This is a genomic window from Termitidicoccus mucosus, assembly GCF_038725785.1.
Classification (GTDB): domain Bacteria; phylum Verrucomicrobiota; class Verrucomicrobiia; order Opitutales; family Opitutaceae; genus Termitidicoccus; species Termitidicoccus mucosus.
The window spans coordinates 938,290-964,323 of the sequence record NZ_CP109796.1; the positions used below are offsets into that span (position 1 = coordinate 938,290).

Here is a 26,034-nt window from a genome sequence, read left to right on the forward strand (position 1 = left end):
AAAACTCTTTTCATGATTTCTTCGCCCTTTGCGCCTTGGTGCCTTGGTGTGAAAGATATGCTTTTTCAGACATCAGAAACGGCGACGAACCAAATAATTAATATCATTATCATTCATGAAACACAAAGCCACGATCCGCAAATCTGCGCCCTCGGCGTTATTTCTTTTCCTGGCCACACTGCTGTCACCGGTCTCCTCCAGCCTCGCCCGGGAGGGTGTCATCATTGCCGGCGAGAACGGCAAAAGCTGGGGCATCCTCACCCGCTCGGCTGTTTATCATCTGGCTGTGTCACCCAGGGGCGAGGTCAATGCCCTGTGGTTCGGAAACTCGCTGCAGCCAGCCGGCCAGGCAAAACCGCAGGGTCCCGAGATCCCCGTGCGCGGCGGCCAGGTGTCGGATATGCCCGTGCTTGAGGTGGTTTTCCCGGATGGCGTTCGCGACATCGAGCTGGAATATAAAACGCATGAATTGTTGGAAATCGACGGCAGCCAGACGCTGAAAATCATCCAGCGCGACAAATATTATCCACTGGAAGTCGCTTCTTTCATCCGCGCGCTGCCCGAATATGACATGATCGAAAAATGGGTGGAGGTGGCCAACACCGGCGCAGAGGGCGTGATTCGCGTGGAGAACCTGCTGTCCGGCTCGATGTTCCTGCCGAAGGACATCTATGAGCTGACACATTACTCGGGCGCGTGGGGACACGAGCTTGTGCCGCAGACCACCGAGCTTACGCAGGGAGTGAAGACCTTGCAGGTCCGGGATTTCAAATCATACGGTTCGTCGTCGTTTCTGGTGCGCCCCAAGGGCGAGACCGGAGCGAATGAAGGGAAAGCGTGGTTCGGAACACTGTGCTACAGCGGCAACTGGCGGGTGGATTTTCAAAAATCCTTTTCAGGGACAGTGCAGATTGCAGGCGGCATCAACTTCTGGGACCAGGAAATAAACCTTCAGCCCGGACAAACTTTCGCCACGCCACGGATGCTTTTCGGTTATACGGAACAGGGCTCCGCCGGCGTCACCACCGCGATGGTCTCATACACGAGGGAAAAAATCCTGCCCGCTGCGCTGCGTGACCGGCTGCGTCCTGTTTTGTATAATAGCTGGTATGCCACGACCTTCGATGTCAACGAGGCGCAGCAACTCGCCCTTGCCAAGGTCGCCGCGGAGCTGGGCGTGGAGATGTTTGTGATAGACGACGGCTGGTTCAAAGGCCGCAAAGACGGCAGCGCGGGACTGGGTGACTGGACCGTGGACAGAGGCAAGTTTCCCGACGGGCTGGCGCCCATGATAAAAAAAATCAATGCGATGGGGCTGGATTTCGGCATCTGGGTCGAACCGGAAATGGTCAGTCCCGACAGCGACCTTTACCGGGCGCACCCCGACTGGGTGCTGCATTTCCCCAACCGCGAACGCCACCACGGAAAACGGCCTCAACTCATGCTCAATCTCGCCCGCGAGGACGTGTGGCAGTATTTATATAAAAGCCTCCGTGACCTGCTGGCGGAAAACAATATCAAGTTCGTCAAATGGGACGCGAACAAGGCGCTGAGCGACGCAGGGTTCCCCTCGGCCCCCGCCGGCGAGCAGCGGGCCGTGCGCATCCGGTATGTGGAGAACCTCTACCGGCTGGTGGAAACCCTGCGCGCCGAGTTTCCCGGCGTCTGGTTCGAAAACTGTTCCAGCGGCGGCGGACGCATCGACCCGGGCATGATGGCCCGTTTTGACTGCAACTGGCCGAGCGACATTTCCGACCCCGTTGACCGGATTTTCATACACGATTCATATTTGGCCCTGTTCCCCGCCTGCACCATGGTCACGTGGGTCGCGGAGAAGGACCGGCACCGCCGGAGCCTGCCATTGGAATATAAATTCGACGTTTGCATGGCCGGTGTATTGGGGGTGGGCTGCGATATCTCCAAATGGGACGACAGTCAAAGAAGGCTGGCCAGGGGAAAAATCGCGCAATATAAAAGGATTCGAGAAACCGTGCAAAAAGGCGGCGCCAGCCGGCTGGTTTCCCCTCATGATGAAAACCGGAGTATCCTCCAATATACAAGCGCAGATGGCAGAAACGCCGTTGTTTTTGTATATAATCTGGCCGAGTACCCCGAGAACACCGTGTCCGGAACGCGACGCAGCCCCTTGGTGAGGCTGCGCGGCCTGCTGCCTGGCGCCACTTACCAAATAAAGGAAATGAAAGGCCATTTTACGGGAAAATATTTGATGGATGCAGGGGTTGCATTTCCGGTCAAAGGCGCATATAGGAGCGGTGTGTTTGAAATAATGGCAGCCAGCAAATAATACCACCCCCGGCACACGGCATTATTTGATTTGCGCGCCACATTTCCCCCTTCCCTCCATGAAAAAAAGCCCAGCCGCAGTCCTCGCCCTCGCCGCGACAGCCGCCGCTGCGTCCGCCGCTCCCGGCGACGCCCCCCTTCCTCCGCCGAGACCCAACATCATCTTCATCCTTGCCGACGACCTTGGTTATGGAGACCTCGGCTCGTTTTTCCAAAACGCCCGTCGCGACTCCGGCGACCGCGCCGCGCCGTGGCACGCGACGCCCAAGCTCGACCGTATGGCCGCAGGTGGCGCACGACTCACTCACCACTATTGCGCCGCCCCTGTCTGCGCGCCGTCGCGCGCCTCGTTCCTGAGCGGACGCTCCCAAGGCCACGCGAATGTCCGCGACAACCAGTTCGACAAGGCGCTCGACGCCAACCACACCGTCGGCACCATCCTGCAACGGGCAGGTTACGCCACCGCCGCCATCGGGAAATGGGGCTTGCAAGGCGACGGCGAAGCGCCCGGCTGGCCCGCGCACCCGCTCAATCGTGGCTTTGATTATTATTACGGCTGCATCCGCCACATTGACGGGCACGAGCACTACCCCAAGGAGCAGCCTCGCTTCGCAAAAAAAGCCGCCGCGCGCGGCCCCGTGCGGCTATGGGAAAACCACGCCGACGTCACCGCCGCGCTCGACAAATGTTACACCACCGACCTCTACACCGCGCGCGCCAAGCGGTGGATTGTTGACCACAAAAAAAGCGCGCCCGGAAAACCGTTCTTCATTTACCTTGCCTACGACACGCCCCACGCCGTGCTCGAACTGCCCGCGCAACCCTACCCCGACGGCGGCGGACTGCGCGGCGGTGTGCAATGGCTCGGCACGCCCGGCCGCATGATAAACACCGCCCTCGGCGAGCCCGACTCCTGGACACACCCCGACTACGCAAATGCCACTTATGACCACGACCGCAACCCCGCCACGCCGGAGATCCCCTGGCCCGAGGTGAACAAACGCCACGCCACCAGCGTGCGCCGCATTGACGACGCTGTCGGCGACCTGCTGCAAACGCTCGACGACCTTGGCATCGCACAAAGCACCCTCGTCGTCTTCACCTCTGACAACGGCCCCGCCGCCGAGTCGTATTTGGAAGATGAATATACGCCGGAGTTTTTTTCCAGCTTCGGGCCGTTCGACGGCCTCAAGCGCGACACCCTGGAGGGCGGCCTGCGCGTCCCCGCCATCGCGCTCTGGCCCGGTCGCATCGCCGCCGGGCGTGAACTCGCCGCGCCTTGCGCCATGTGGGACTGGCTGCCCACCTTTGCCAACCTCGCCGGCCTGCCCCCGCCCGCCAACACCGATGGCGTCTCCCTCGTCCCCGCCCTCGTCGGCGGCGGGGAAAATGACGCGCGACAAAGATCCCCCTATTTATATTTTGAATACAACTACAAGGGCCGCACGCCGCCCTACACCACCTTCGAGCCGGGACGCCGCGGGCGTTTTCGCGGCCAGATGCAAGCCATCCGCCTCGGCGACCTCATGGCCTTGCGCTATGACATCAAGGACGCGCGGGACGACTTTGAAATCTACGACGTCGCGCACGATCCGAAGCAGACTCGGGATCTCTCCCTCGACCCGGCGCGCGCCGCGCTGCAAGCCCATTTCAAGATGCTCGCGCTCCAGTCGCGCCGCCCGGATTCTTCGGCCCCGCGACCCTACGACGACGCGCTTGTGCCGGCGCTCGACCCGCCTCCCGTGAACCTCGCGCCCGGCCTCGCGTGGCGGTGCTTCGAAGGTGCGTTCCCTTGGGTGCCGGACGCCACGGCGCTGAAGACCGCGCGCGCCGGCAGGGCCGCCGTCCCCGATTCCGCGCCGCTCCCGCGCGGGCGGGCCGCCGCGCTCGAGTTCCACGGCTATCTGCGCGCGCCCGCCGGCGGCGAATACACGTTCGCGCTCGACACCGACGCGGGCGCCGTGCTGCGCCTTCACCATGCGACGCTGATTGACGCCGATTTCGGCCACGCGCCCGGCGCGGAGAAAACCGCCTCCGCGCGCCTGCAAGCCGGCCTGCACCCCTTCACCCTCACCTGCCGCGCCGACGGCGGCGATGAACCGCGTCTCGCGTTGAGATGGCATGGCCCCGGCTTCGACTGGCAGCCGATCCCAGCGGACGCATTCTCAAGCGCGCCGGAAGAATGATGAATTAACCTCCATGAAAACCACCGCCCTCGCCATGCTGACCGCCACGTCGGGACTCGCCGCGCCGTCGTCAGCCATCCCCACCGTGCCGCCGCCCGTCGCGCGTCCGAACGTCCTCTTCATCGCCTGCGATGACCTGCGGCTGAATATTGGTTGCTTTGGCGACTCCGCCGCCATCACGCCCAACATCGACCGTCTGGCCGCGCGCGGCACGCTGTTTGGCCGCGCCTACACCCAGCAGGCCGTCTGCAATCCCTCGCGCCAGTCGCTGCTCAGCGGACGCCGCCCCGATTCCATTCGAGTGTGGGATCTGCGCGCGGAATTCCGCAAGACCGCGCCCGACGTCGTTCCGCTGCCCGAGCACTTCAAGCTCAATGGGTATCGCACCCAGGCCATCGGCAAAATCTATCACGATGGCAAGCGTGACGCCGCATCATGGAACGAACCCGAGTTGCACATCAGCATGCCCAAGCGGGAGGATTACCGTCTGGAGGAAAATCGCAAACCCCACAAAGGCTCGAAGGCGGCGGCAACCGAGTTCGTTGACGCGCCCGAAAGCGAATACCCCGACGGCAGGGTTGCCGATGCCGCTGTCGATTCCCTCAAAAAATTCGCCGCGCGCGGGGCCGATTCGCCACCGTTTTTCCTCGCCGTCGGCTTTCGCAAGCCTCATGCGCCGTTCACCGCGCCGAAACGCTACTGGGATCTCTACGATCCGGCAAAAATTCCACCCGTCGAACAGCCCGCGCCGCCTCGTCTCGCGCCGGACATTGCCCTTCATGACTCGGTGGAACTGCGCGGTTATTCGGACATGCCCAAAGTCGGTCCGCTGACGCCCGCGCAAATCGCCCGCCTGCGCCACGGCTACTATGCGTCCACGAGTTTCACCGATGCGCAAATCGGACGCGTCCTCGATGCCCTCGACCGCACCGGCCTGGCCCAAAACACCATCATTGTCCTGTGGAGCGATCACGGCTACCATCTCGGCGAGCATGGACTCTGGTGTAAAACCACCTGCTACGAGTCCGACACCCGCGTGCCCTTCATCATTGCCACGCCCGACGACCGCCCGCGCGGTGTCCGCACCGATGCGCTCGTCGAGCTTCTGGACATCTACCCGACGTTGGTCGAACTCTGCGGTCTGCCTTCGCGCGAAAAGCTCGAAGGCCGCAGCCTCGTGCCCAACCTCGGCAATCCCGCCGCCCCGGGGCGCGACGGCGCGCGCAGCCAGTTTCCGCGCCCCTGGCCCCTGCGCAAGGATGCCCTGCCCGGCGTGATGGGCTATGCCGTGCGCACCACCGGGCACCGCTACGTTGAATGGCGCAAATTTGGCACGCTCGATGTCGTCGCGCGCGAGCTCTACGCTTACAAAGGCGACCAGCTTTTTGAAACCGAGAATATCGTCAACCGTCCTGAAAGCGCCGCCCTTGTCCGTCGCATGGCGGCCATGCTGCCGCAGGAAATCCCGTGAACGCTCTGCCCGTGTTCTTATCCTGCGATAACTGACCGCCTTAAACTTTGAATTTCTACATATTCCATGAAAGCACACTCCTTGGCCTCTCTTCTTTTTGTATTATTGTTTGAGCCGCTGGCATGTTCTGCGGAAACACCCGCCCGGGCCGATCCCGCGGGGACGAGCGAGGGCTTGGAGGCGGCCCGGTTGCTCAAGCAGCCATCCGAGCCCGGCATGGCCGAGACGCAGGCGCGGCGGCTCGTCGCGCTCATGACCCCGGAGGAGCGTTTCGACATGGTGAGCGGGGGAAACTCCTTCGGCATCAGCGGCGTGCCCCGGCTTGGCATCCCCGCCATCAATTTCGCCGACGCATCCGCCGGCATTCGCATCATCAAGGACACACCCACGGAAATATACAAGCAAACCACCGCGTTTCCCGCCACCATCCTGCTTGCGTCCACTTGGGACCGCGATCTGGCGGCCGCCTACGCGAAGGCCATCGGCGAGGAGATGCGCGCGGGCAACATCCACGTGCTCCTGGGCCCCGGCGCCAACATTTACCGCGTTGCCCTGAACGGGCGCAATTTTGAATACATGGGCGAGGATCCGTTTCTTTCCTCGCGCATGATCGAAAACTATGTGCGCGGCCTGCAATCCATGGGCGTCGCGGCCACGCTGAAACATTTTATTGGAAACGAGACGGAGTTGTTTCGCAAAACCTCCAACTCAATCATCGACGAGCGCGCGCTGAACGAAATCTATCTGCCCGCGTTCAAGGCCGGCATCGACGCCGGCGCATGGGCGGTGATGACTTCCTACAACCAGATCGACGGGGAGTGGGCCGGCCAGAGCGCAGGCGTGATCAACGGATTGCTGCGCGGCAAACTCGGCTTCCAGTGGCTGTGCATGACCGACTGGGTTTCCACGTGGGACGGGAAAAAGCTGGCCGCTTCGGGACAGGATCTGGAGAAACCGTCCGGCTTTGCGCTAAAGCGTGACCGTGACGCGCTGCTCGGCACACCGGAGATAGATCGCATGGCGGTGCGTATATTAAAAACCTGCATCGCCGCCGGGCTGTTTGCCGCGAATTTTCAGCGGCCCGAACTGATGGACAATTGGGCTGGTCGCGAGGCGGTCGCGCGCCGCGTCAACGAATGCGGCATCATCCTGCTCCAGAACAACGGCATCCTGCCGATCGCGCCCGATTGCGCGAAGGGTGGCACCATCCTTGTCGTGGGCACGAACGCCTCGCGCAAGGAAATGTCGGGGCGCGGATCCGGCCACGTGAAGGGCTTTAATAACAAAAGCTACGCGGAGGCCGTGGCTGAGACATTCGAGGGTGATGTCGTTGTGGAGCGATATCCGAGCGACTCGCAAATTCGCGCGGCGTCGTTGATATTATATTTTCCCGGCTACCCGCTCGAAGGAGTGCCCGCCGAGTCCGAGTCACTCGACCGCCCCTTCTGGATGCCTGACGACAAATTGCTCGAAAGATGCGCTCGTCTGAATCCCCGCACCGTCGTTTGCGTCACCGCCGGAGCCGGCGTGGAGATGGACTGGGCTCCGCAGGCGGCGGCGATCGTGCAGGCTTATTACGGCGGCCAGACCGGGGCGGCGGCGTTGATGGATATTCTCACGGGCAAGGTGAACCCGTCTGGAAAACTTCCCTTCACCATCGAAAAGCGTTTCGAGGATTCACCCGGTTTCGGATATGACCGGCGCCCGTTTGAAATCAGCAAGACCTGGCCGATCGCTTATTTCGACAAGACAAAACTGAACGGAATCATGGTGAACAGGGAAAAAACAGAGGCGTCTGTTTATAATATACATTACAAGGAGGGCGTTTTTGTCGGTTATCGCTGGTATGATGAAAAACGCATCGAGCCGCGCTTTCCCTTCGGGCATGGGTTATCCTATACAACATTTCAATATGACGATCTTGTGGTGGAAAAAACCGATGGTGACCGGGTGCGGGTGAGTTTTCGGCTCACCAACACAGGCAAGCGAGAGGGTGCTGAGATCGCGCAGCTTTATGTGGGAGACGTGCGTGCTGGCGTGCAGCGCTCGACGCATGAATTGAAGGGTTTCCAGCGGGTTGCGCTCAAACCGGGCGAATCCCAGACCGTCAACCTGGAGCTCGGACGCGACGCCTTCAGCTTTTGGGATGTGACAACACACGCCTGGCGTGTCGAGCCCGGCGAATTTGAAATCAGCGTGGGCGCGTCCTCGCGCGCGCTGCCACTCAAAAAACAGATCAAATTATAAGCTGGAGGGCGTGACTGTTGGTTATGATAAAAAAGACTATTCTATGAAAACATTCCCCCTTATCGCGATCGCGGCCTCCTTCGCCGCGCACATGATCCCGTCCTTGGAGGCCGTCTCCGCGGCCGACCGGCCCGTCTGGGCCGATCCTTCGCGGCAGCACGAGGGGCTGGAGCCGGCTGCGGCGCAGATGACGCGCTTCGCCGACGCGGCCACCGCGCGCACCCTCGACCGCGCGCGCTCGCCGTTTTACCGTTCGCTCAACGGCGACTGGAAGTTCCACTGGGTCCCGCATCCCGGCGAGGCCGGGCGCCCGCGCGAGTTCTGGCGGACCGACTTCGACGACCGCGACTGGAAGACCATCCCCGTGCCCTCCTGCGTCGAGATCGAGGGCCACGGCATCCCCATTTACACCAACACCGTTTACCCGTGGCGCGAGGTGAAGCCGCCCGAGATCACCGGCGACTACAACCCCGTTTCCAGCTACCGGCGCACGTTCGCCGTGCCCGCGGAGTGGCGCGCGGACGACCGCGAGGTGTTCATCACCTTCGAGGGCGTCAGCTCGTTTTTCACCGTCTGGCTCAACGGCAAAAAACTCGGTTTCAACAAGGACAGCCGCACGCCCGCGACCTTCCGCCTCACCCCGCACCTGCGCGACGGCGGCGCCGAGAACCTCCTCGCCGTCGAGGTGTTCCGCTGGAACGACGGCTCCTATCTTGAGGACCAGGACTGCTGGCGGCTCAGCGGCATCTTCCGCGACGTCTGGCTGTGGAGCGCGCCCGGCGTGCACCTGCGCGACTTCAAGGTCACCACCACGCTCGATGCGGCGCACCGCGACGCCACCCTCGCGCTCACCGGCGAGTTGAAAACTTCACCGCGCAACCCCGCGCCGTCGCCCTTCCGCCGTGCTCCTCGCCCCGACGGCCGCGAACTCGCGCGCCTCGCCGCTGGTGTTCCCTGTAGGGCCTGACCTTGCGTCAGGCCGCGGCTCGACGCAAGGTCGAGCCCTACAGGCCACCGTCCCGGCCGGCGGCGCCGCGCCGGTCGCGCTCTCCGCCGCCGTCGCCGCGCCCGCGCTGTGGTCGGCCGAGACGCCCGCGCTGCACACCCTGCTCCTCACCGTCAGCGACGCGCAGGGCCGCGCCCTCGAAGTCATCCCCTGGCGCGTCGGCTTCCGCTCCACCGAAACGCGCGACGGGCAGTTTCTGGTCAACGGCCGGCCCGTCCTTTTCCGCGGCGTCAACCGCCACGAATGGGACCCCGACCGCGGCTACTCCGTCACCCGCGAGGGCATGCTCAAGGACATCCTCCTCATGAAGCGCAACAACTTCAACGCCGTGCGCACCTGCCACTATCCGAACACGCCCGAGTGGTACGCCCTCTGCGACGAATACGGCCTCTACGTCATCGACGAGGCCAACATCGAGTCCCACGCCCAGATGGGGGAGACCTACGCGGGCCGCCAGACCGCCCTCGCCGACCAGCCCGAGTGGCGCGAGGCCCACCTCGACCGCACCGCCGCATGTACGAGCGCGACAAGAACCACGCCTGCGTCGTCGGCTGGTCGCTGGGCAACGAGTCCGCCCACGGCGAGGCCTTCATCGCCGCCTACCATTGGCTCAAGCAACACGACACCCGCCCCGTCCAATACGAGGCCGACAACAGCGGCGAGTTCACCGACGTCATCTGCCCGATGTATCCCTCGCCCGCCTCCGTCCTCCACTCCGACCTGCCCTGCTCCAAACCCTTCATCATGTGCGAATACGCCCACGCCATGGGCAACAGCACCGGCGACATGTGGGCCTACTGGCGCCCCATCTACGACGGCGCCCCGTATCTCCAGGGCGGCTTTATCTGGGAATGGGCCGACCACGGCCTGCGCGCCCCCGTGCCCGCCTCGCTCAAAGTCGAGCATGTCGAAAACACCAAATCGCTCCCGCTCGACCCGAAACTCGGCACCTTCTTCGCCTACGGCGGCAGCTTCGGCGAACCCGGACGCTTCCCGCACGACGGCAACTTTTGCGCCGACGGCATCGTCTCCCCCGACCGCCTCCCCCACCCCGGCATGGCCGAGGTGAAAAAAATCTACCAGCCCGTGCAAATGCGCGCGCTCGACCTCGCCGCGTCCGCGCCCGAAATCGAAATCAAAAACTGGGCCGATTTCCAAAACACCGCCGAGTGGCTCGACGCGCGCTGGCGCCTCGTCGCCGAGGGCAAAACGCTCCAGCAAGGCGCGCTCGCCGGTCTTTCCGTCGCCCCGCGCGAGGCCAAACGCATCGCGATTCCGCTGCGCGCCCTCACCCCCGAGCCGGGGTGGAGTATTCCTCGAAGTCAGTTTCACCTCCGCGAAAAACGCCCTGGGCCGATGCCGGCCATGAAGTCGCTCGGAACAGTTCAAACTCCGTTTCGGTAGGGCGAAGCCTCCGGCTGAGCCGCGGCTCGGCGGGGACGCCTCGCCCTACCTTTCCGCCTCCAGCCCCGCTCCCGCTCTCGCCCTCGCCGAAACCGCCACCCGCATCACCGTGACCGGGAAAACCTTCTCCGCCGCCTTTGACCGCGCCACCGGCTTCCTCGCCTCGCTCAAAACCGGCGAGATCGAACTCCTCGCCGCCCCTCTCGCCCCGCACTACTGGCGCGCACCCGTGGACAACGACCGCGGCAACAACATGGCCGACCCCGGCAAACCCGTCCCCGGACGCCCCTCCGCCCGTGGCCCCGGCGCGTGGCGCACCGCGACTGATTCGTGGAAACTCGCCGCCCTCGAAACCACCACCGCCCCCGACGGTGCCGTCACCCTCACCGCCACCGGCCGCCTGAATCCGTCAACCGCTCGCAAACCCTCGCCCGACCGTCTGCCCGGACGGCGACATCCTTGTCCGCCTCAAACTCTACGGCGACCCTGACTACCGCGGCGCCGCCGAACTGCCCCGCTTCGGCATGCAAACCACGCTGCGCCCCGGCTTCGACCGCCCGCCGGCTCGGCAAGGGCCCCCACGAAACCTACTGGGACCGCCAGGACGCCCGCGTCGGCCTGTATGCAGGCAAAGTCCGCGACCAGTTCTTCCCCTACATCAAACCGCAGGAGACCGGCAACCACGAGTCCGTCCGCTGGATCGCCCTCACCGACACCCAAGGCCGCGGCCTGCTCGCCGCCGCCCTCCCCGGCCAAAATCTCCTCAGCGCCAACGCCCTCCATCACACCACCGACGACCTCTTCTTCCCCACACACAAGGAAGGCCAGTTCTATCCCTACCAGCTTCCCGCGCGCGACACCGTCACCCTCAACCTCGACCTCCACCAGCGCGGCCTCGGCGGCGACGACTCCTGGCGCGCTCTCCCTCACGAAAACTACCGCCTCAACCGCTGGGCGCTCGAATACGCCTACCGCCTCCGCCCCCTCTCCGGCACCGAGGACATACCAAAAATCGCCCGCCAAAAATGATAACCCTGACGGCTCCCGCATCGATCAATGAAACCAAGCGATAATAAGAATATCCAACCCCGCCGCCTGCCGCCGGTCGCCCTGCTTCTGGGTCTGCTTTCCGCGTGCCCGGCCCAGGCCGGCCAGCCGTCCGCCGGTCCCCTTGGCATCAGCGGCATCCATCCCCATCTGGCCTTTTATAATGACGAGGGGGAATGCGGCACCGGGGCGGTGGTGCCCTGGGCCGGAAGCCTGTGGGCCGTCACCTACGGCCCGCACCAGCCTTTCGGCTCCTCGGACAAATTATATCAAATTTCCCCGGACCTGAATCTGACGGTCCGCCCCGAGAGCGTGGGCGGCACCCCGGCCAACCGGATGATCCACCCGGAAAGCAACCAGCTTTTTATCGGCCCCTATGCAATCGACCGGTCCGGCAAGGTGCGCGTCATCGACTACAAGGCGATGCCGGGAAGGCACACCGGCAATGCCCGCCACCTGACCGACCCGGCCGGCAAAATCTACTATGGAACCATGGAGGAGGGGTTTTATGAGGTGGATGTCGCCACGCTGGAGCCGACGGTTTTATATAAGGACGGAAACGTCCTCCGCAAACCCGGGCAGATGGCCCAGCACGCGGAATTGCTGCCCGGCGCCCACGGGAAGGGATTATATTCCGGGCAGGGGGTGCTGGTTTATTCCAACAATGGGGAAGCCAGCAAGGCGGCCCTGAAACAATTTAATATAAAATCGGGCGTGCTGGCGGAATGGGACGGGCGGGACTGGAAGGTCATCCGCCGCAACCAATTCGTGGAGGTCACCGGCCCCGGCGGGATTCATGGCAGCAGCCATCCGGAGACCGATCCGATCTGGGCCACCGGATGGGATTATAAATCAGTCCTGCTGGGCGTGCGGGACAAGGGGGCCTGGTCGTTTTACCGCCTGCCCAAGGCAAGCTATTCCTATGACGGAGCCCACGGCTGGAACACCGAGTGGCCCCGCATCCGCGATGTCGGCGAACCGGGGAACCCCGACTACCTCATGACCATGCACGGGATGTTCTGGCGGTTTCCCGCCGGCTTCACGCCCGGAAACTCCGCGGGCATCCGTCCGCGTTCCGCTTATCTGAAAGTGATCGGTGACTTCACCCGGTGGAATGACCAATTGGTCTTCGGATGCGACGATTCGGCCAAAAAAGAATTTTTGAACAAACGCAGGGCCAAGGGGGAAATCCAGGGCCCCGGCCAGTCCAACTCGAACCTGTGGTTCACGCCCCTCGGGCAGCCGGATCTGCTGGGGCCCCGCACCGCCGCCGGCTATGTCTGGGTGCAAGAGCCGGTCAGGGCCGGCGTCGCTTCCGATCCGTTTCTCTTTTCGGGCTGGGATGAACGCCGTGCCTGGTTGAAAAATTCCGGGACGCAGCCGGTCGTCTTTCGCTTCGAGGTGGACAAGGCGGGCAATAATAAATGGTCGGAATTGGAAACTATAAGCGTGGTGCCCGGCGTGTCCGCCTTCGTCGATTTCAAGGACGACGGACAGGGCGAATGGATCCGGGTGACCGCCGACAGGGACACGGTGGCCAGCGTGTCCTTTGTCTATACGGCCCGGGAAAAACGCCCCGCAGCGGCGGACGCCCTGTTCAAAGGATTATCCGGAATCGGTGACACGCACTCCCACGGCGGGCTGCTCTATGGCTTGGGCAACAACCGCAGGGCGATGGGACTGCTGGCCCGGACGGAAGCGGGGGAAACCGGCTATTATGAAATCGACGAACAGATGAACCTCACGGCCAGGGATGATGCCGAAACCGCCGCCTTTATCCGGGAAAAGTTCGCCATCCCCCGCCATGCGGTCGAGGTGGACGAGGGCTCCGTGCTGATTGTGGACGACGCCGGCAGGCGGTGGCGCCTGCCGCTGGGGGATGCGCGTTTCACCGAACCCACGCTCGACGGTTCCCTGCGCGTCTGCCGCGAGGTGGCCACGGAGCGGGATTTGTTCAACTGCCACGGCACCTTCTATGAATTGCCGGCGGAGAATGCCGATGGTTACGCGAAAATCCGCCCGGTGGCCTCGCACAATCTGCACATCAACGACTATGCCTCCTATCGCGGCCTGCTGGTCATCACCGGCATCAACCCGGAGGAGGCGAAGGACAACCCGCATGTCTTTGTCTCGGTGGACCGGAAGGCCGCGGTCTGGGCGGGCGTCATTGACGACCTGTGGAAACTGGGCCGGCCGACGGGCCGCGGCGGCCCTTGGGTGAACGCAGGCGTGCGAGCCGGCCAATCCTCCGATCCCTACCTGATCGGATTCTATGACCGGCGCACGCTGCAATTGTCGCACCGCTCGGCGTCCGCCGTGACTTTCAGCGTAGAGGTCGATCCCACCGGCGACGGAGACTGGCTGGTTTATGCCAGCCTCACGGTCAGGCCCGGCGAACGCCTCGAGCATCTATTTCCGCCCGCGTTCCAGGCCCGCTGGATTCGGTTCGTGGTCGACGCCGACACAACCGCCACCGCATGGCTTGAATACAGGTAGCAGGGCCATGCCCCTGCCGGCGCGGGCGCAGGACACCCGCCCCACGCCCGCCGCAGCGATTTCTCCAAACCAAACAACAACAAACCACCCATGAAAAGCCGTTCGCTGTTATTATACGTCCTGTGCTTGCTTCCGTTCCTATGGCCGGTGCTCCGCGGCGCCGCATATCCGTTTATCGAGAAACAGATTCTCTTTGAGGCGGGAGGCGGCTATCCCTCCATTCGCATTCCTTGCATCCTGGCCCTGCCGGACAACACCGTGCTCGCCGTGGCCGCGGGGCGCAGCCGCGTCTCGGACTGGGCCGACATCGACATGATCATGAGGCGCAGCGGCGACGGCGGAAAAACCTGGGGGCCGGTCACGGTGCTGGCCGACGCGGGGACGGAGGTGGCGGACAATCCCGTGCTGATCTGGGACCGCGACACGAAGGCGGTGCATTTCCTGCATCAGGTGGATTACGCGCGCGTTTATCACATGCAAAGCACCGACGGCGGAAAAACCTTTTCGCCCGCCGTTGAAATCACCCCGCAGCTCGGCGCGTTCAAGGGAAAATACGACTGGACGGTGATCGCCCCCGGCCCCGGCCACGGCATCCAGTTGAAAAACGGGCGGCTCGTGGTGCCGGTCTGGCTGGCCGCCGGCCAGCCGCTCGCCTCGGGACACGGGCGCGCGCACCAGCCGTCGGTCACCGCGTCAATCTACAGCGACGACCACGGCAAAACCTGGCAGTGCGGCGAGATTCTCCCCGACACGCTGAAAAACATGAACGAGACCGTGGCGGTCCCGATGGATGACGGCGGCGTGATGTTTGTCATCCGCAACGGCGAGCCCGGCGCCTACAGCAAGGCGATTTCGCGCAGCCCGGACGGGGCGACGGGCTGGACCAAGCCGGAGCTGAACCAGGAATTGTATTCGCCGATTTGCTTCGGCAGCGCGCTGCGGATTTCGGGAGCCCCGGACAAAAGCCGCATCCTCTTTTGCAATCCCGACAGCCGCGTCAACCTGAGGCCGAACCGCTCGGGCAGCGGCCGGGCGCGGATGAACCTGACGGTGAAACTCAGCTACGACGAAGGCCAATCGTGGCCCGCCTCGAAGGTGATCGAGCCGGCGCACAGTTCCTACTCCGACCTGGCCATGCTCCCGGACGGCACGATCCTCTGCCTGTATGAAAACGCCAACAAATACGTCTCCCTCGCGCGCTTCAACCTCGAATGGTTGACGGACGTCAGGGACAGCCTGTCCAAATGAACCGCCCGCATGCGACAGGCCGCATGTTCTCCAAAAAATATTATATCATATTATGAATATAAGGCAGGGCGAGGCGTCCCGCCGAGCCGCTGGCGGTTCACGGCTCGGCCGGAGGCTTCGCTACCGGCGCTTCCGCGCCAATGTGAAATGAAAATACTATAACCGCGAAATGAGTGACGGAGAATCTAGGCAGGCACACACCGATGGTGGCGCAAATATCTGGCGAAGGCCAAGCCATTCGATACGCTGCAACAGAACCGGCACTGCAAAATGCGGCCGATGCTCACGTAAAATAACATTCTGGCAACCACCATAAAGTCATTGGGAGTGACTGGCGGCGGATGGCGGCGCACTTTACCGCTCATGCCCGCATCCATCCCCTCGGCATCCCGTGAGAACAAAAAGAAAATCCCCTACGCATGGGAACTCGTCGGCTGGCTCTGGCTCGCCTACTTCATGAACCAGGCCGACCGCCAGCTTTACAGCGTCGTCCAAAAACAGGTGCAGGAGGCGCTGGGGCTGACCGACATCCAGACCGGCTTGGTGAACACCGTCCTCATCGCCGCGATGGCCGTGATGATGCCCATCGCCGGTTTCCTCGGCGACCGCCTTTCCCGCCGCCGCATCATCCTGTGGAGCCTGCTGGCGTGGAGCGTCGCCACGATGCTGACCGGCTTCACCGGCGGCTTGGTCTCGCTCATCGTCATCCGCAGTCTCGCAACCGCCGTGGGCGAGGCGTTTTTCGTTCCCGCCGCGACCGCGCTCATCGGACAATACCACGTGAAAACGCGCGGGCAGGCGCTCGCGTTTTACCAGACGGCGCAGTATTTCGGCGCGGTCTCGTGCGGCGCGGCGGGCGGCTGGATCGCGGGGCAATATGGCTGGAAACACTCGTTCTGGCTGTTCGGCGGCGTCGGTGTCGTCCTCGTCGCGCTGATGTGGCGCCGGTTGAAAGACGCTCCGAAAACCGCCGCCGCAATCGCGTGCTCCGAGCCGATCGGCGACGTCCTCCGCGCGCTGTTCCGCACGCCGACCGCGCTGGTGCTGACGCTCGCGCTGGGTTGCTCGACCTTTGTCAACATGGGCTGCCTCGCCTGGGCGCCCACCTACTTGCAATTGGAGCCGTTCAACCTCACGCCCGCGCGCGCCGGCTTCTTCAGCATGTTTTACTACCAGCTTTTCTCCTTCGCCGGCGTGCTCCTCGGCGGGCGTGTCTCGGACAAGATTGTCGGTCGCCGCCCCGCCTTCCGGGTCGAGTTGTCCGGTGTGTCGCTGTTACTCTGCGTGCCGACGCTCTACCTCATGGGCGCGACGAGCACCCTCTGGGTCGTCTATGCGATGCTCGGCGCCTTCGGGTTCTTCCGCGGGCTCTACGACTCGAACATCTACGCCTCGCTTTTCGACGTGACCGCGCCTCGCTACCACTCCTCGGCCACCGGGCTGATGGTCGGATTTTCCTTTGCCGTCGGCTCTCTGGCCCCCCTCGCGCTGGGCGCGATCAAGCAGTCCTACGCGCTCCACACGGGCATCTCCCTGCTGGGCGTCGTTTATATCATCGGAAGCCTCGCCCTTTTCATCGCCGCCCGGGGCTTTTTCCCCTCGGATTTCCTGCGCAACCAGCAAACCGTCCCAACCTCCCCGAAATTATAATAACAACCATCATGAAAACACTCATCCTCCTCGCCGCACTCGCCGCCGCCTTTCCGCTGTTCTCGCCCGCCCAGAGTAGCGCGCCCTACACCGAGGGACCTGTTTGGGAAATGACGCTGGTGCGCACCAAGCACGGCATGGCGGACACCTACCTGAAAAGCATCGCCAAGACGTTCAAGGCCGTCATGGAAGAGGCCAAAAAACAGGGTGTCATCATGGATTACAAAGTCCTCTACGGCCTGGCTGCGTCGCCGGCCGATTTTGACGTGTTGCTGATGACCCAGACTCCAAACATGGCCTATCGCGACCGCGCCCGCGAACTGCTCGACCCCATCGTGCGGAAAATCGAGGGCGACACCAAGACGCAGCATGCGCGCTCCGCCACGCGCCTCGACATGCGCGAGGTTCTGGGCTACAAACTCATGCGTGAAATCACCCTGACCGGCGGCGACGAATGAATTTTTGGAATGCGGCGGCGCAGGTCGCGAAGCAACCGGCGATATCATGACAACACTCGCCCGCCTACTCCTCTCCGCGCTCCTCGTCCCCCTCGCGCCCACCGTGCTTGCTTCGCCAGTGGATCCGCCGCCGCAAGCCGTTGTTTTTGTCGGCGGGCCGGACATGACCGCGACAGCCGGGGAACTTGCGGCGGCCTTCAAGCAGCTCGCGCGAAGCGGCGGCGTCATCGTCCTGCGCGGACCGGTGCGCATAAATGGAAACTTCGACGCCCCCGCGCACGATGCGCCCGTCACCGTGACGAGCAGCCACGACGGCAGGGATTACCGGCGCGAGGGCGGCGCGAAACTGGAGCTGGGCGCCGTTTACACCGTCAACGGCCCGACGACGTTTGCCAGCCTCGTCATCGCCCCGGATGACAAGGCCGGCCGCATCTATTGCAACGGCCGCAAGGTCGTGTTCGGCAAGGGCGTTTCCTGCCAGCCGTCGGGAGGCAAGTTTCCCACCATCGTCGGTGCGACGCGCAACGCGGGCGGCCGCGCCGACTCGGATGTCACCATCAACAGCGGCCAGTGGGACACCGTGGTCGGTGGCGCATTCCAGGACGCCGCGCCGACGTCCGGCACGCTCCGGGTGACGGTCAACGGCGGCCGGTTTTACGGCGCGGTGTGTGCCGCGGGCACGGGCCGGCACACGGGTGACGCGGAGATGACCCTGAACCAAGGTTTCTTCCACGGCGGCGTTGCCGGACTCGGCAATCATCCCGCCGCGTCCGTGCGCGGTGCCATCCGCGTCACGATCAACGGCGGGACATTTTACAACACCATCGCCGCCTCGCGCCACGCGGGCGCGGAACTCGCCGGCTCCTACGCGCTCGCGTTCAACGGTGGCGACTTCACCTCGGTCACCGGCGTCACCGGCACGCGCGGCCTGCGCGGCAGCGCGGCCTCCTCTCTCATGGCGGCGCGGGCGGCGTTGCTCGACGCGGAAAACATCGGTGAGCTGACCTTCACCAACCCGCTCATCACCGGCGCCGATCCGTGGGTGTTTTTCCACGACGGCTTTTACTACTGCACGGCCACGGACGGTTCGCAGTTGAGCGGACGCAAGGTCGCGAACCTGTCCGATCTGCCTTACGCCCCTCCCGTGACCTACTGGAAGCCTGCTCCGGGGCGAGACTATTCAAAAAATCTCTGGTCGCCGAAAATCTACCACTTCAGCGCGGAGGAGGCCGGCGAAAAAAACGCTGGCTGGTATCTCTACCTGACGGCCAATGACGGCCTCGACAGCGCCGCCGCCGATCACCGCATGTATGTGCTGCGCGCGCTTACCGACGACCCCTTCGGCCCCTATGGCTCGCCCGAGGACGGCAAGCCGGACGTGCCCGCGAGAATGGCCGACACAAAACGGAAAAACTTCAGAAACGAATGGGTCGCCGGTCCGAAGGTGCTCAAATACGGCGGCAAACTCTATTTCATTTGGGTGAGCCGCGTCGGTGATAAAAACTCCGCGCGCACTGGCGACCACTGGCAGTTTCTCTACATTGACGAACTGGTCAATCCGTGGACCATCGCGGGCCGCCCCGCGATGATCTGCCGCCCGACGCTCGATTGGGAAAAACGCGGCGCCGGTCCGAGCAGCGACGGAAAACGCATGCTTCCCGAGGTTGTCGAGGGCGGCACGTCGGTTTACGCCGCCGACGGATCCCTCTACCTGCTCTACGCGGCCAGCGGTTACTGGACGCCGCATTACGCGATCGGGCTGATGAAACTGATCGGCAGCGACCCGATGACCCCGGCCCACTGGCAAAAGGCAACCCAGCCCGTCTTCAAGGCATCGGACGAAGTTGTCGGCACGGGCAACGCCTGCTACGTGCCCTCGCCCACCGGCAAATCGAACTGGGCCATCTATCACGCCTATGTCGGCAAAAAGACGCGCGGCGTCCCGAGGCAACTGTTCGCCGAGCCCTATGTCGCCAACGACAAGGACGTGGCCATCGGTATCGGCCGCCCGCTGCCGCTCGGCACACCGTTGAAAATCGAGGCCAACCCGATGCCCCTGCGCAAAAAAATCAGCGGCTTCACAGACGCGCTCCCGCCGCCCGGCCCGGAGGAGCCTCTAGCGCTCGGCAACTACGACGCGCGCAAGATCACCGTCAACGGCAACGCCTCCGTGGAAAAACAAGCCGGCGCGCTCATCGTCACCATACCCGCCGAACAGAAAGCCACCTGGCCGGGGATCAACCTCCGTCCGCAAAACAGCTCGCCCTACTTCGACATTTCCCGCTGCTCCGTGCTGGCGATGGACGTGAAAAATCTCACCGCCGCCCAGATCGGCGTCAAATGCGAGCTCAACAACCCCGGCGCCACCGGTAACATGTTTTGCGAGCGTGGCGGCATCGCGCTCGATGCCGGTGAAACCGCCACCCTCCGCGTCCGCTATCAACGCGACGGACTCGTCCCCGACGACGTGACAATGGAGGGCGTGAAAAACACCCCCGAGTGCCTGAAGGGCCGGCGCAACCTCGACCCGAAGCGCATCGTGAACATCATGCTCTTCATCCAGCCCCTTGGCTGCGAGGTGAAGTTCGCCGTGTCCAACATCCGCTTGGAGGAACCGTTCGCCGGTGTGTCCGACGCCGTCAAAAGCGCCGAAACCTTTTATCCCGCGTTCGATCGTTACGGCCAATACAAGCACAAGGACTGGTCCGGCAAGACGCGCTCCGACGCCGACCTGGTCAAGGCGCGCGCCGACGAGGACGCCGACCTTGCCGCCCACCCGCGCCCGGCGGAATTCGACCGCTACGGCGGCTGGGCCGGCGGACCGCAATTGGAAGCCACCGGCGCTTTCCGCACCGCCAAACACGACGACAAATGGTGGCTCGTTGACCCGGAAGGCCGCCTGTTCTTCTCGCACGGCATTGACCAGTTCCACGACGCGGAACTCACCGGCGTCACCCTGCGCGAACACTATTTCGAGGGACTCCCATCAAAGGGCTCGCCCGGCGCGGAAGGACTCTGGCGCAAACAAGCCTGGCTTTCCGGCACGCCAAATTTCTACCGCGACAAAAAAGTGACGCCCGATGCGTTCGATTTTCTCGGCGCGAATCTTCTCAAAAAATACGGCCCGGACCACGCCGCCGCCTACCGCGAACGACTCTGCGCGCGCGCCGGCAGTTGGGGTGTCAATACCCTCGGCAACTGGACGAAAAAGGACTATCTCCGCGAAGGGCGTTTCCCCTATGTCGGGCAGGCGGACGTGCCCGGTGCGGTCATCATTCAGGGGCATGCTGGCAGCGCGGCGCGCAAATTCCAGGACGTGTTCGACGACGGCTTCGAGGACGCGATTGTCGCATCGCTGCAAAAAAACTGGGCCTTCGCCGCGAACGACCCCATGTGCATCGGGTTCTTCGTGGACAACGAGCACGCGTGGGACGGCCCGACCTCGCTGGCCGAGGCCGTGTTGCGCAGTCCCGCCTCCCAGCCGGCCAAGCGCGAATTTCGACGCAGGCTGGAAAAGGACTACGGCAGCATCACCGCGCTCAACGCCGCGTGGAAAACCAGCCATGCGTCGTTCGACGCGTTTCTCTCCTCGACTGAGCTCCCCGACCGCGAGGCCGCGCTCGCCGACCTGCTCGCCTTCAATACCGCCCTCAGCGACCGCTACTTCGAGAGCGCGCGCAACGCCGTCCGCCGCTTCGCCCCCGGCCGCCTTTACCTCGGCTGCCGCTTCCAGACCATCCCGCCCGCGTCCATCATGAAATCCGCCGCGAAATTTTGCGACGTGGTCAGCCTTAATCTCTACGAATACTCCATCGAAAGCCTCCGCCTGCCCGACGATGTTGACCGGCCCATGCTCATCGGCGAATTCCACTTCGGCACCATCGCCAACGGCCATTTCCACCCCGGCGTGCAGGGCTGCGCCAGCGACGCCGAGCGCGGACGCGCCTACCAACGCTACATGGAGGGCGCGCTGCGCAACCCGCTCGTCGTCGGCACGCACTACTACCGTTTGGTTGACCAGTGCCCGGCGGGCCGCAGCCTCGACGACGAAAATTTCCAGCATGGTTTTCTCGATATTTGCGACCGCCCCTACCCTGAAATGGTCGCCGCCGCGCGCTCCATAGCCGCCCGCATGTATGCCCTCCGCTCAGCCGCCGGAGCGCCCCAGCGACAACAATGAATTCCCGGCTCGTCGCTATTTTCGAAGGCCAGAAACCCGTCGCAAACCCTCCCCATGAGAATAATATCATTTTCCGCCCTCGTCTTCGCCGCGCTTCCGCTCCCAGCCGGAACCCCGCTCGTCTATGACAACGTCGCCGGCATCGTCCGCGAAATGGCCGATCCCTACATCCTCCGGCACGACGGACGTTATTATCTCTACGGCACCGATGACGCCCCGCCGGCCATCAACAGGGGCTTCACCGTCCGCGTCTCAACCGACCTCGTCAACTGGAGCGCCCCCTGCGGCGCCGGCCCGGAGGGGCGTGCGCTCGACGCCGCCGATGTCTATGGCGAGCGCGCCTTCTGGAGCGCCCAAGTCAATGAGCGCGACGGCATTTTCTACATGTTCTATACCGCCGAGGAGCACATCGCCGTCGCCACCAGCCGCTCCCCGCTCGGTCCCTTCGTTCAGGAAGTGAAGAAGCCCATGCGCCCGGAAAAAACCATAGGCGGCATGCCCTTCATCGACACCGATGGACGCGCCTACCTTTTCTACACCGCCTTCGACAACAAGGCCAACGAGATCTTTGTCGAGGAAATGACCGACGACTGGCTCGGCTCGAAACCCGAAACCCGCCGCCGTTGCATCTGGTGGACCCAGCCTTGGGAAAACAGCGACCCGCGCCCCAAATACAAGCGCTGGCCCGTCACCGAGGGCGCCTCCATCCTGAAACACAAGGGGCTCTACTACATGTTCTATACCGCCAATCACTTCATGAGTCCCAAATACTCCGTCGGCTGCGCCACCGCCACGACGCCCCTCGGCCCTTGGACTAAATACAAGGGGAATCCGGTTCTCTCCCAGACACCGAAAGTGCGCGGCGTCGGCAGCGTCTCCTTCGTCACCGCCCCCAACGGCGACCGCTACATCGTCTATCACGCGCATAAGGACACGGAAACCGTCCTCCCCCGGAAGATGTGCATGGACAAAATCGAGTTCATTCCCAATCGCGTTCCGGGCCAACCCGACATCCCAAAAATCCAGGGCCCTTCCGACACCCCGGTCACCGTCCTCTGGTAATGACCTCGCGCAGGACCGCAGGCGGCCTCGCAGGAGCCCGGACCTCCAGCCTTTCAAGCGGACCGGACATCAAAAATAAACGAACCACCAAAAAAACAAAACCATGAAACACCCTCCGTCCGCAGGCGCGCCCCGCATTCTGGCGCCAGTGACCGCGCTCGCCGCGTTTCTGCTCATGTTGATTGCCGTCGCCACCAAGCCCGCAGCCGCCAGCGGCGACGGCACTGTGGAATTCCGTCCGCCGAACCGGGACTGGTTCTTCGACAGCGGCCCCGATCCCGCGACCACCGGCGCCCTGGAGTTTTCCAAGAAAACAATCCTTCTCACCGGCGACTTCACCCGCGGCAAACGCTACGTCGCCGCCGCGTGCGTCATCTCCCGGAAGTTCCGCGAGGCAAACCGGATGGTTTTCACTGTCAGGACCGACCAGGAAGTCCTGATGGTGCTCCTCACTGACTCGACCGGGCAGGTCCACATGCAAAAGCATCCGGTCAAGCTCAACAAGCCGAAGGAAATCACTGTCAAATTCGTCGCCGGAAAACCTTTCTGGGATGGCGCGAAGGACGGCGTGCTACATCTGCCCGTCAAGGAGGTCAGCGTGCTGGTCCACTCGGACGAGGTGGACCAGCGCGGTTTTTGCGAAATCTCCGATGTCCGCCTGCTCAAGCCGCCGGCGTCGGAGCCGATCGTGTTCGAGAACTTCGACGCGCGCAAAATCACCATCGACGGCAGCACTTTCGTCGAACCGACGGAACGGGACTGGGCCTTCGACCGCGGCCCCGACCCCGCGACCACCGGCACCTTGGAGTTTTCCAATAAAACAATCCTCCTCACCGGCGACTTCACCCGCGGTAAACGCTACGTCGCCGCCGCGTGCGCCATCAGGTTCCGCGAGGTGAACCGGATGAGTTTCAAGGTCCATACCAACCAGAAAAAAACTCTGATAGTGTTCATCACGGACGTGACCGGGCAGATCCACCTGCAAAGGCATCCGGTCAAACCCAACGAATCGCAGAAAATCACCGTCGGGTGGACCGCTGGAAAATCCAAGGAATTCAGGGGCGGCGCGAAGGACGGCGTGCTGCATCTTCCCGTCAGGAAAGTCAGTGTGCTGATTGACTCGGCGGAGGTGGCTGGGCGCGGTTTTTGCGAAATCTCCGATGTCCGCCTGTTCAACTCCCCGCCGTCGCCGCCCGCAACATAGCAAACATGCGCCGTTTTTCGGCTCCGGCCTCGCAGGAGCCCGGCCATCCACCAGAAATCTGATTTTGCAGACGCATTAACGAAAAACCATATTGGAAAACAGCTATCCACGCATCAAAGAACATCCATCCCTCCGACTCATTTTTCCATGAAAATCAAACTTAGAAACACCCCCCGTCCCCTGGCCGCGCTCTGCCTCCTCATGCCGGTTTTTGCCCAAGCCGCCGATTGGAAGCCTGCCGGCGACCTCATCAAGACCCCGTGGGCCGCGCAAGTCTCGCCCGAGTCCCCCCTGCCCGAGTATCCGCGCCCGCGCCTCGTCCGCGACGCGTGGCAAAACCTCAACGGCCTGTGGGACTACGCCATCACCCCCAAGGGCGCGGCGCTGCCCGCCGCCTTCGACGGCCAAATCCTCGTGCCCTTCCCCGTCGAGTCCTCCCTCTCCGGCGTGCAACGCGAGGTCGGCCCGGACAACGAACTTTGGTACAAGCGCGAGTTCACCGTCCCCGTTGGCGCCGCATGGCGGGGAAAAAACGTCCTCCTCCATTTCGGCGCGGTGGACTGGCGCGCCGACGTGTTTGTCAACGGCGCGCCCGCCGGCTCGCACACCGGCGGCTACACGCCGTTCTCGTTTGATATAACAAATTATATAAAAACAGACGTCGCGAACACCCTCGTCGTCCGCGTCTGGGACCCGACGGACGCCTCCGACCATCCCGTCGGCAAGCAGTCGCGCAAGCCCAAGGGCATCTGGTATACCGCCGTCACCGGCATCTGGCAGACCGTCTGGCTGGAGCCGGCCCCGACAAATTATATAAAAGACATCCAAGCCGTCTCCAACATCGACAACGGCACGCTCGCCGTCACCGTCACCCAAAGGAGCGCGGGCATTCCTGCCCGCGAAATCGCGGACAAGAATGTCCGCGCTCCTGTCGAGGTGGAGCTGCTCGACAACGACAAAATCCTCGCCACCGCGCGCGGCCACGCCGGCGAAGCCGTGACGCTCTCCCTGAAAAACCCTATCCTCTGGTCCCCCGAAAACCCCAAGCTCTACGACCTGCGCGCCCGCCTGTTCTCCGGCGAAAAAACCGCCGACGAAGCCCGCTCCTACGCCGCCTTCCGCAAAATCTCCATGCAGCGCGACGCCGCCGGCATCATGCGCATGCAACTCAACGGGAAAAACTATTTCCACTTCGGACCTCTTGACCAGGGCTGGTGGCCCGACGGATTATACACCGCGCCGACCGACGAGGCCCTCCGCTTTGATATTATCAAAACCAAGGAGCTGGGTTTTAACATGATTCGCAAGCACGTGAAAGTGGAGCCGCAGCGCTGGTATTACCACTGCGACCGCGAAGGCATCCTCGTCTGGCAGGACATGCCCAGCACGCACAGTTACGGCCTCGGCGCGAAATGGGGCCGCAACGAGCTCGACGGCGGCATAGACACGCTGCGTACGCCGCTCTCGAAGGACAATTTTTATAAGGAATGGGGCGAAATCATGGATCTTTGCCAAGGCCACCCGTCGGTGGTGGTGTGGGTGCCGTTCAATGAGGCGTGGGGCCAGTTTGACACCGACAAAGTGGTCGCCTGGACCAAACAGCGCGACCCTTCCCGCCTCGTGAACCCGGCCAGCGGCGGCAACCTCCGCATGTATAAGGATGCCGCCGGTGTCCTGCGTCCCTGCGCAGACATGGTTGATTTTCACCATTACCCGGAGCCCAAAATATTCAAGGGCGACGCCGACCGCGTGCTTGTGCTCGGCGAATACGGCGGCCTCGCCCTCCCGCTGCCCGACCACCTCTGGCAGCGCGACGGAAAGAACTGGGGCTACGGCAAGGTCAAGTTCACAGGCCGGGACGACCTCACCGCGAAATATGTCGAATATGCAAACATGCTGAAAGGCCTGGTGAAGGACGGCTTTTCCGCCGCCGTCTATACCCAGACCACCGACGTCGAAATCGAGGCCAACGGCTTTTATACCTACGACCGCAAGGTGCTGAAATTCGACCCCGCCGCAGCCCGCGCCGCCAACCTCGAAGTCATCAACGCCCTGCCCCATGAATAGGACT

General features: G+C 63.2%; 15 protein-coding genes and 1 pseudogene. All 16 read left to right on the plus strand.

Annotated features, from left to right (window positions below):
* Positions 1-115: 115 nt before the first annotated feature.
* The 16 genes and pseudogenes from OH491_RS03265 to OH491_RS03350 all read left to right on the plus strand — a co-directional run bounded on the left by OH491_RS03265 (position 116) and on the right by OH491_RS03350 (position 26,030).
* Complete coding sequence (locus OH491_RS03265) at positions 116-2,305, plus strand: alpha-galactosidase (protein WP_068769347.1); 2,190 nt, start codon at positions 116-118, stop codon at positions 2,303-2,305.
* Positions 2,306-2,363: 58 nt separating this feature from the next.
* The gene (locus OH491_RS03270; protein ID WP_068769346.1) at positions 2,364-4,490 is read left to right on the plus strand and encodes a sulfatase-like hydrolase/transferase; all 2,127 of its coding nucleotides are present in this window, start codon (positions 2,364-2,366) and stop codon (positions 4,488-4,490) included.
* A gap of 13 nt (positions 4,491-4,503) precedes the next feature.
* Positions 4,504-5,961 (plus strand): sulfatase, encoded by a 1,458-nt coding sequence (locus OH491_RS03275; RefSeq protein ID WP_068769345.1) that lies wholly within the window; start codon positions 4,504-4,506, stop codon positions 5,959-5,961.
* A gap of 66 nt (positions 5,962-6,027) precedes the next feature.
* Positions 6,028-8,208: a beta-glucosidase family protein gene (locus tag OH491_RS03280; protein WP_084441942.1), complete on the plus strand. Its 2,181-nt coding sequence runs from the start codon at positions 6,028-6,030 to the stop codon at positions 8,206-8,208.
* Positions 8,209-8,251: 43 nt separating this feature from the next.
* A complete protein-coding gene (locus tag OH491_RS03285; protein ID WP_342750857.1) occupies positions 8,252-9,175 on the plus strand; it encodes a sugar-binding domain-containing protein in 924 nt (307 codons plus the stop codon).
* A gap of 108 nt (positions 9,176-9,283) precedes the next feature.
* Positions 9,284-10,618: pseudogene (locus tag OH491_RS28110) on the plus strand (glycoside hydrolase family 2 TIM barrel-domain containing protein); the annotation flags it as partial.
* A gap of 109 nt (positions 10,619-10,727) precedes the next feature.
* Positions 10,728-11,108 carry a hypothetical protein gene (locus OH491_RS03305; protein WP_342750858.1) on the plus strand — a complete coding sequence of 127 codons (381 nt, stop codon included), beginning with the start codon at positions 10,728-10,730 and terminating at the stop codon, positions 11,106-11,108.
* Complete coding sequence (locus OH491_RS03310; protein ID WP_342750859.1) at positions 11,078-11,647, plus strand: hypothetical protein; 570 nt, start codon at positions 11,078-11,080, stop codon at positions 11,645-11,647. Before OH491_RS03305 ends, OH491_RS03310 begins: the two co-directional genes overlap by 31 nt.
* 27 nt (positions 11,648-11,674) lie before the next feature.
* Positions 11,675-14,161 carry a hypothetical protein gene (locus OH491_RS03315; RefSeq protein ID WP_068769343.1) on the plus strand — a complete coding sequence of 829 codons (2,487 nt, stop codon included), beginning with the start codon at positions 11,675-11,677 and terminating at the stop codon, positions 14,159-14,161.
* 90 nt (positions 14,162-14,251) lie between these two features.
* A complete protein-coding gene (locus tag OH491_RS03320) occupies positions 14,252-15,409 on the plus strand; it encodes a sialidase family protein (protein ID WP_068769342.1) in 1,158 nt (385 codons plus the stop codon).
* 363 nt (positions 15,410-15,772) lie between these two features.
* Positions 15,773-17,059, plus strand: a complete 1,287-nt coding sequence (locus OH491_RS03325) for an MFS transporter (protein WP_068769341.1) — start codon at positions 15,773-15,775, stop codon at positions 17,057-17,059.
* 11 nt (positions 17,060-17,070) lie between these two features.
* On the plus strand, positions 17,071-17,517 hold the full coding sequence (locus OH491_RS03330; protein WP_068769340.1) for a hypothetical protein: 447 nt from the start codon (positions 17,071-17,073) through the stop codon (positions 17,515-17,517).
* A gap of 46 nt (positions 17,518-17,563) precedes the next feature.
* Positions 17,564-21,697 (plus strand): family 43 glycosylhydrolase, encoded by a 4,134-nt coding sequence (locus tag OH491_RS03335; RefSeq protein ID WP_145928632.1) that lies wholly within the window; start codon positions 17,564-17,566, stop codon positions 21,695-21,697.
* Positions 21,698-21,751: 54 nt separating this feature from the next.
* The gene (locus OH491_RS03340) at positions 21,752-22,759 is read left to right on the plus strand and encodes a glycoside hydrolase family 43 protein (RefSeq protein WP_068769338.1); all 1,008 of its coding nucleotides are present in this window, start codon (positions 21,752-21,754) and stop codon (positions 22,757-22,759) included.
* Positions 22,760-22,862: 103 nt separating this feature from the next.
* Entirely contained in the window at positions 22,863-23,963 is a 1,101-nt protein-coding gene (locus OH491_RS03345; RefSeq protein ID WP_145928631.1) for a hypothetical protein, read from the plus strand.
* A 147-nt stretch (positions 23,964-24,110) separates the two neighbouring features.
* Positions 24,111-26,030, plus strand: a complete 1,920-nt coding sequence (locus tag OH491_RS03350) for a glycoside hydrolase family 2 protein (protein WP_425429187.1) — start codon at positions 24,111-24,113, stop codon at positions 26,028-26,030.
* Positions 26,031-26,034: the final 4 nt, after the last annotated feature.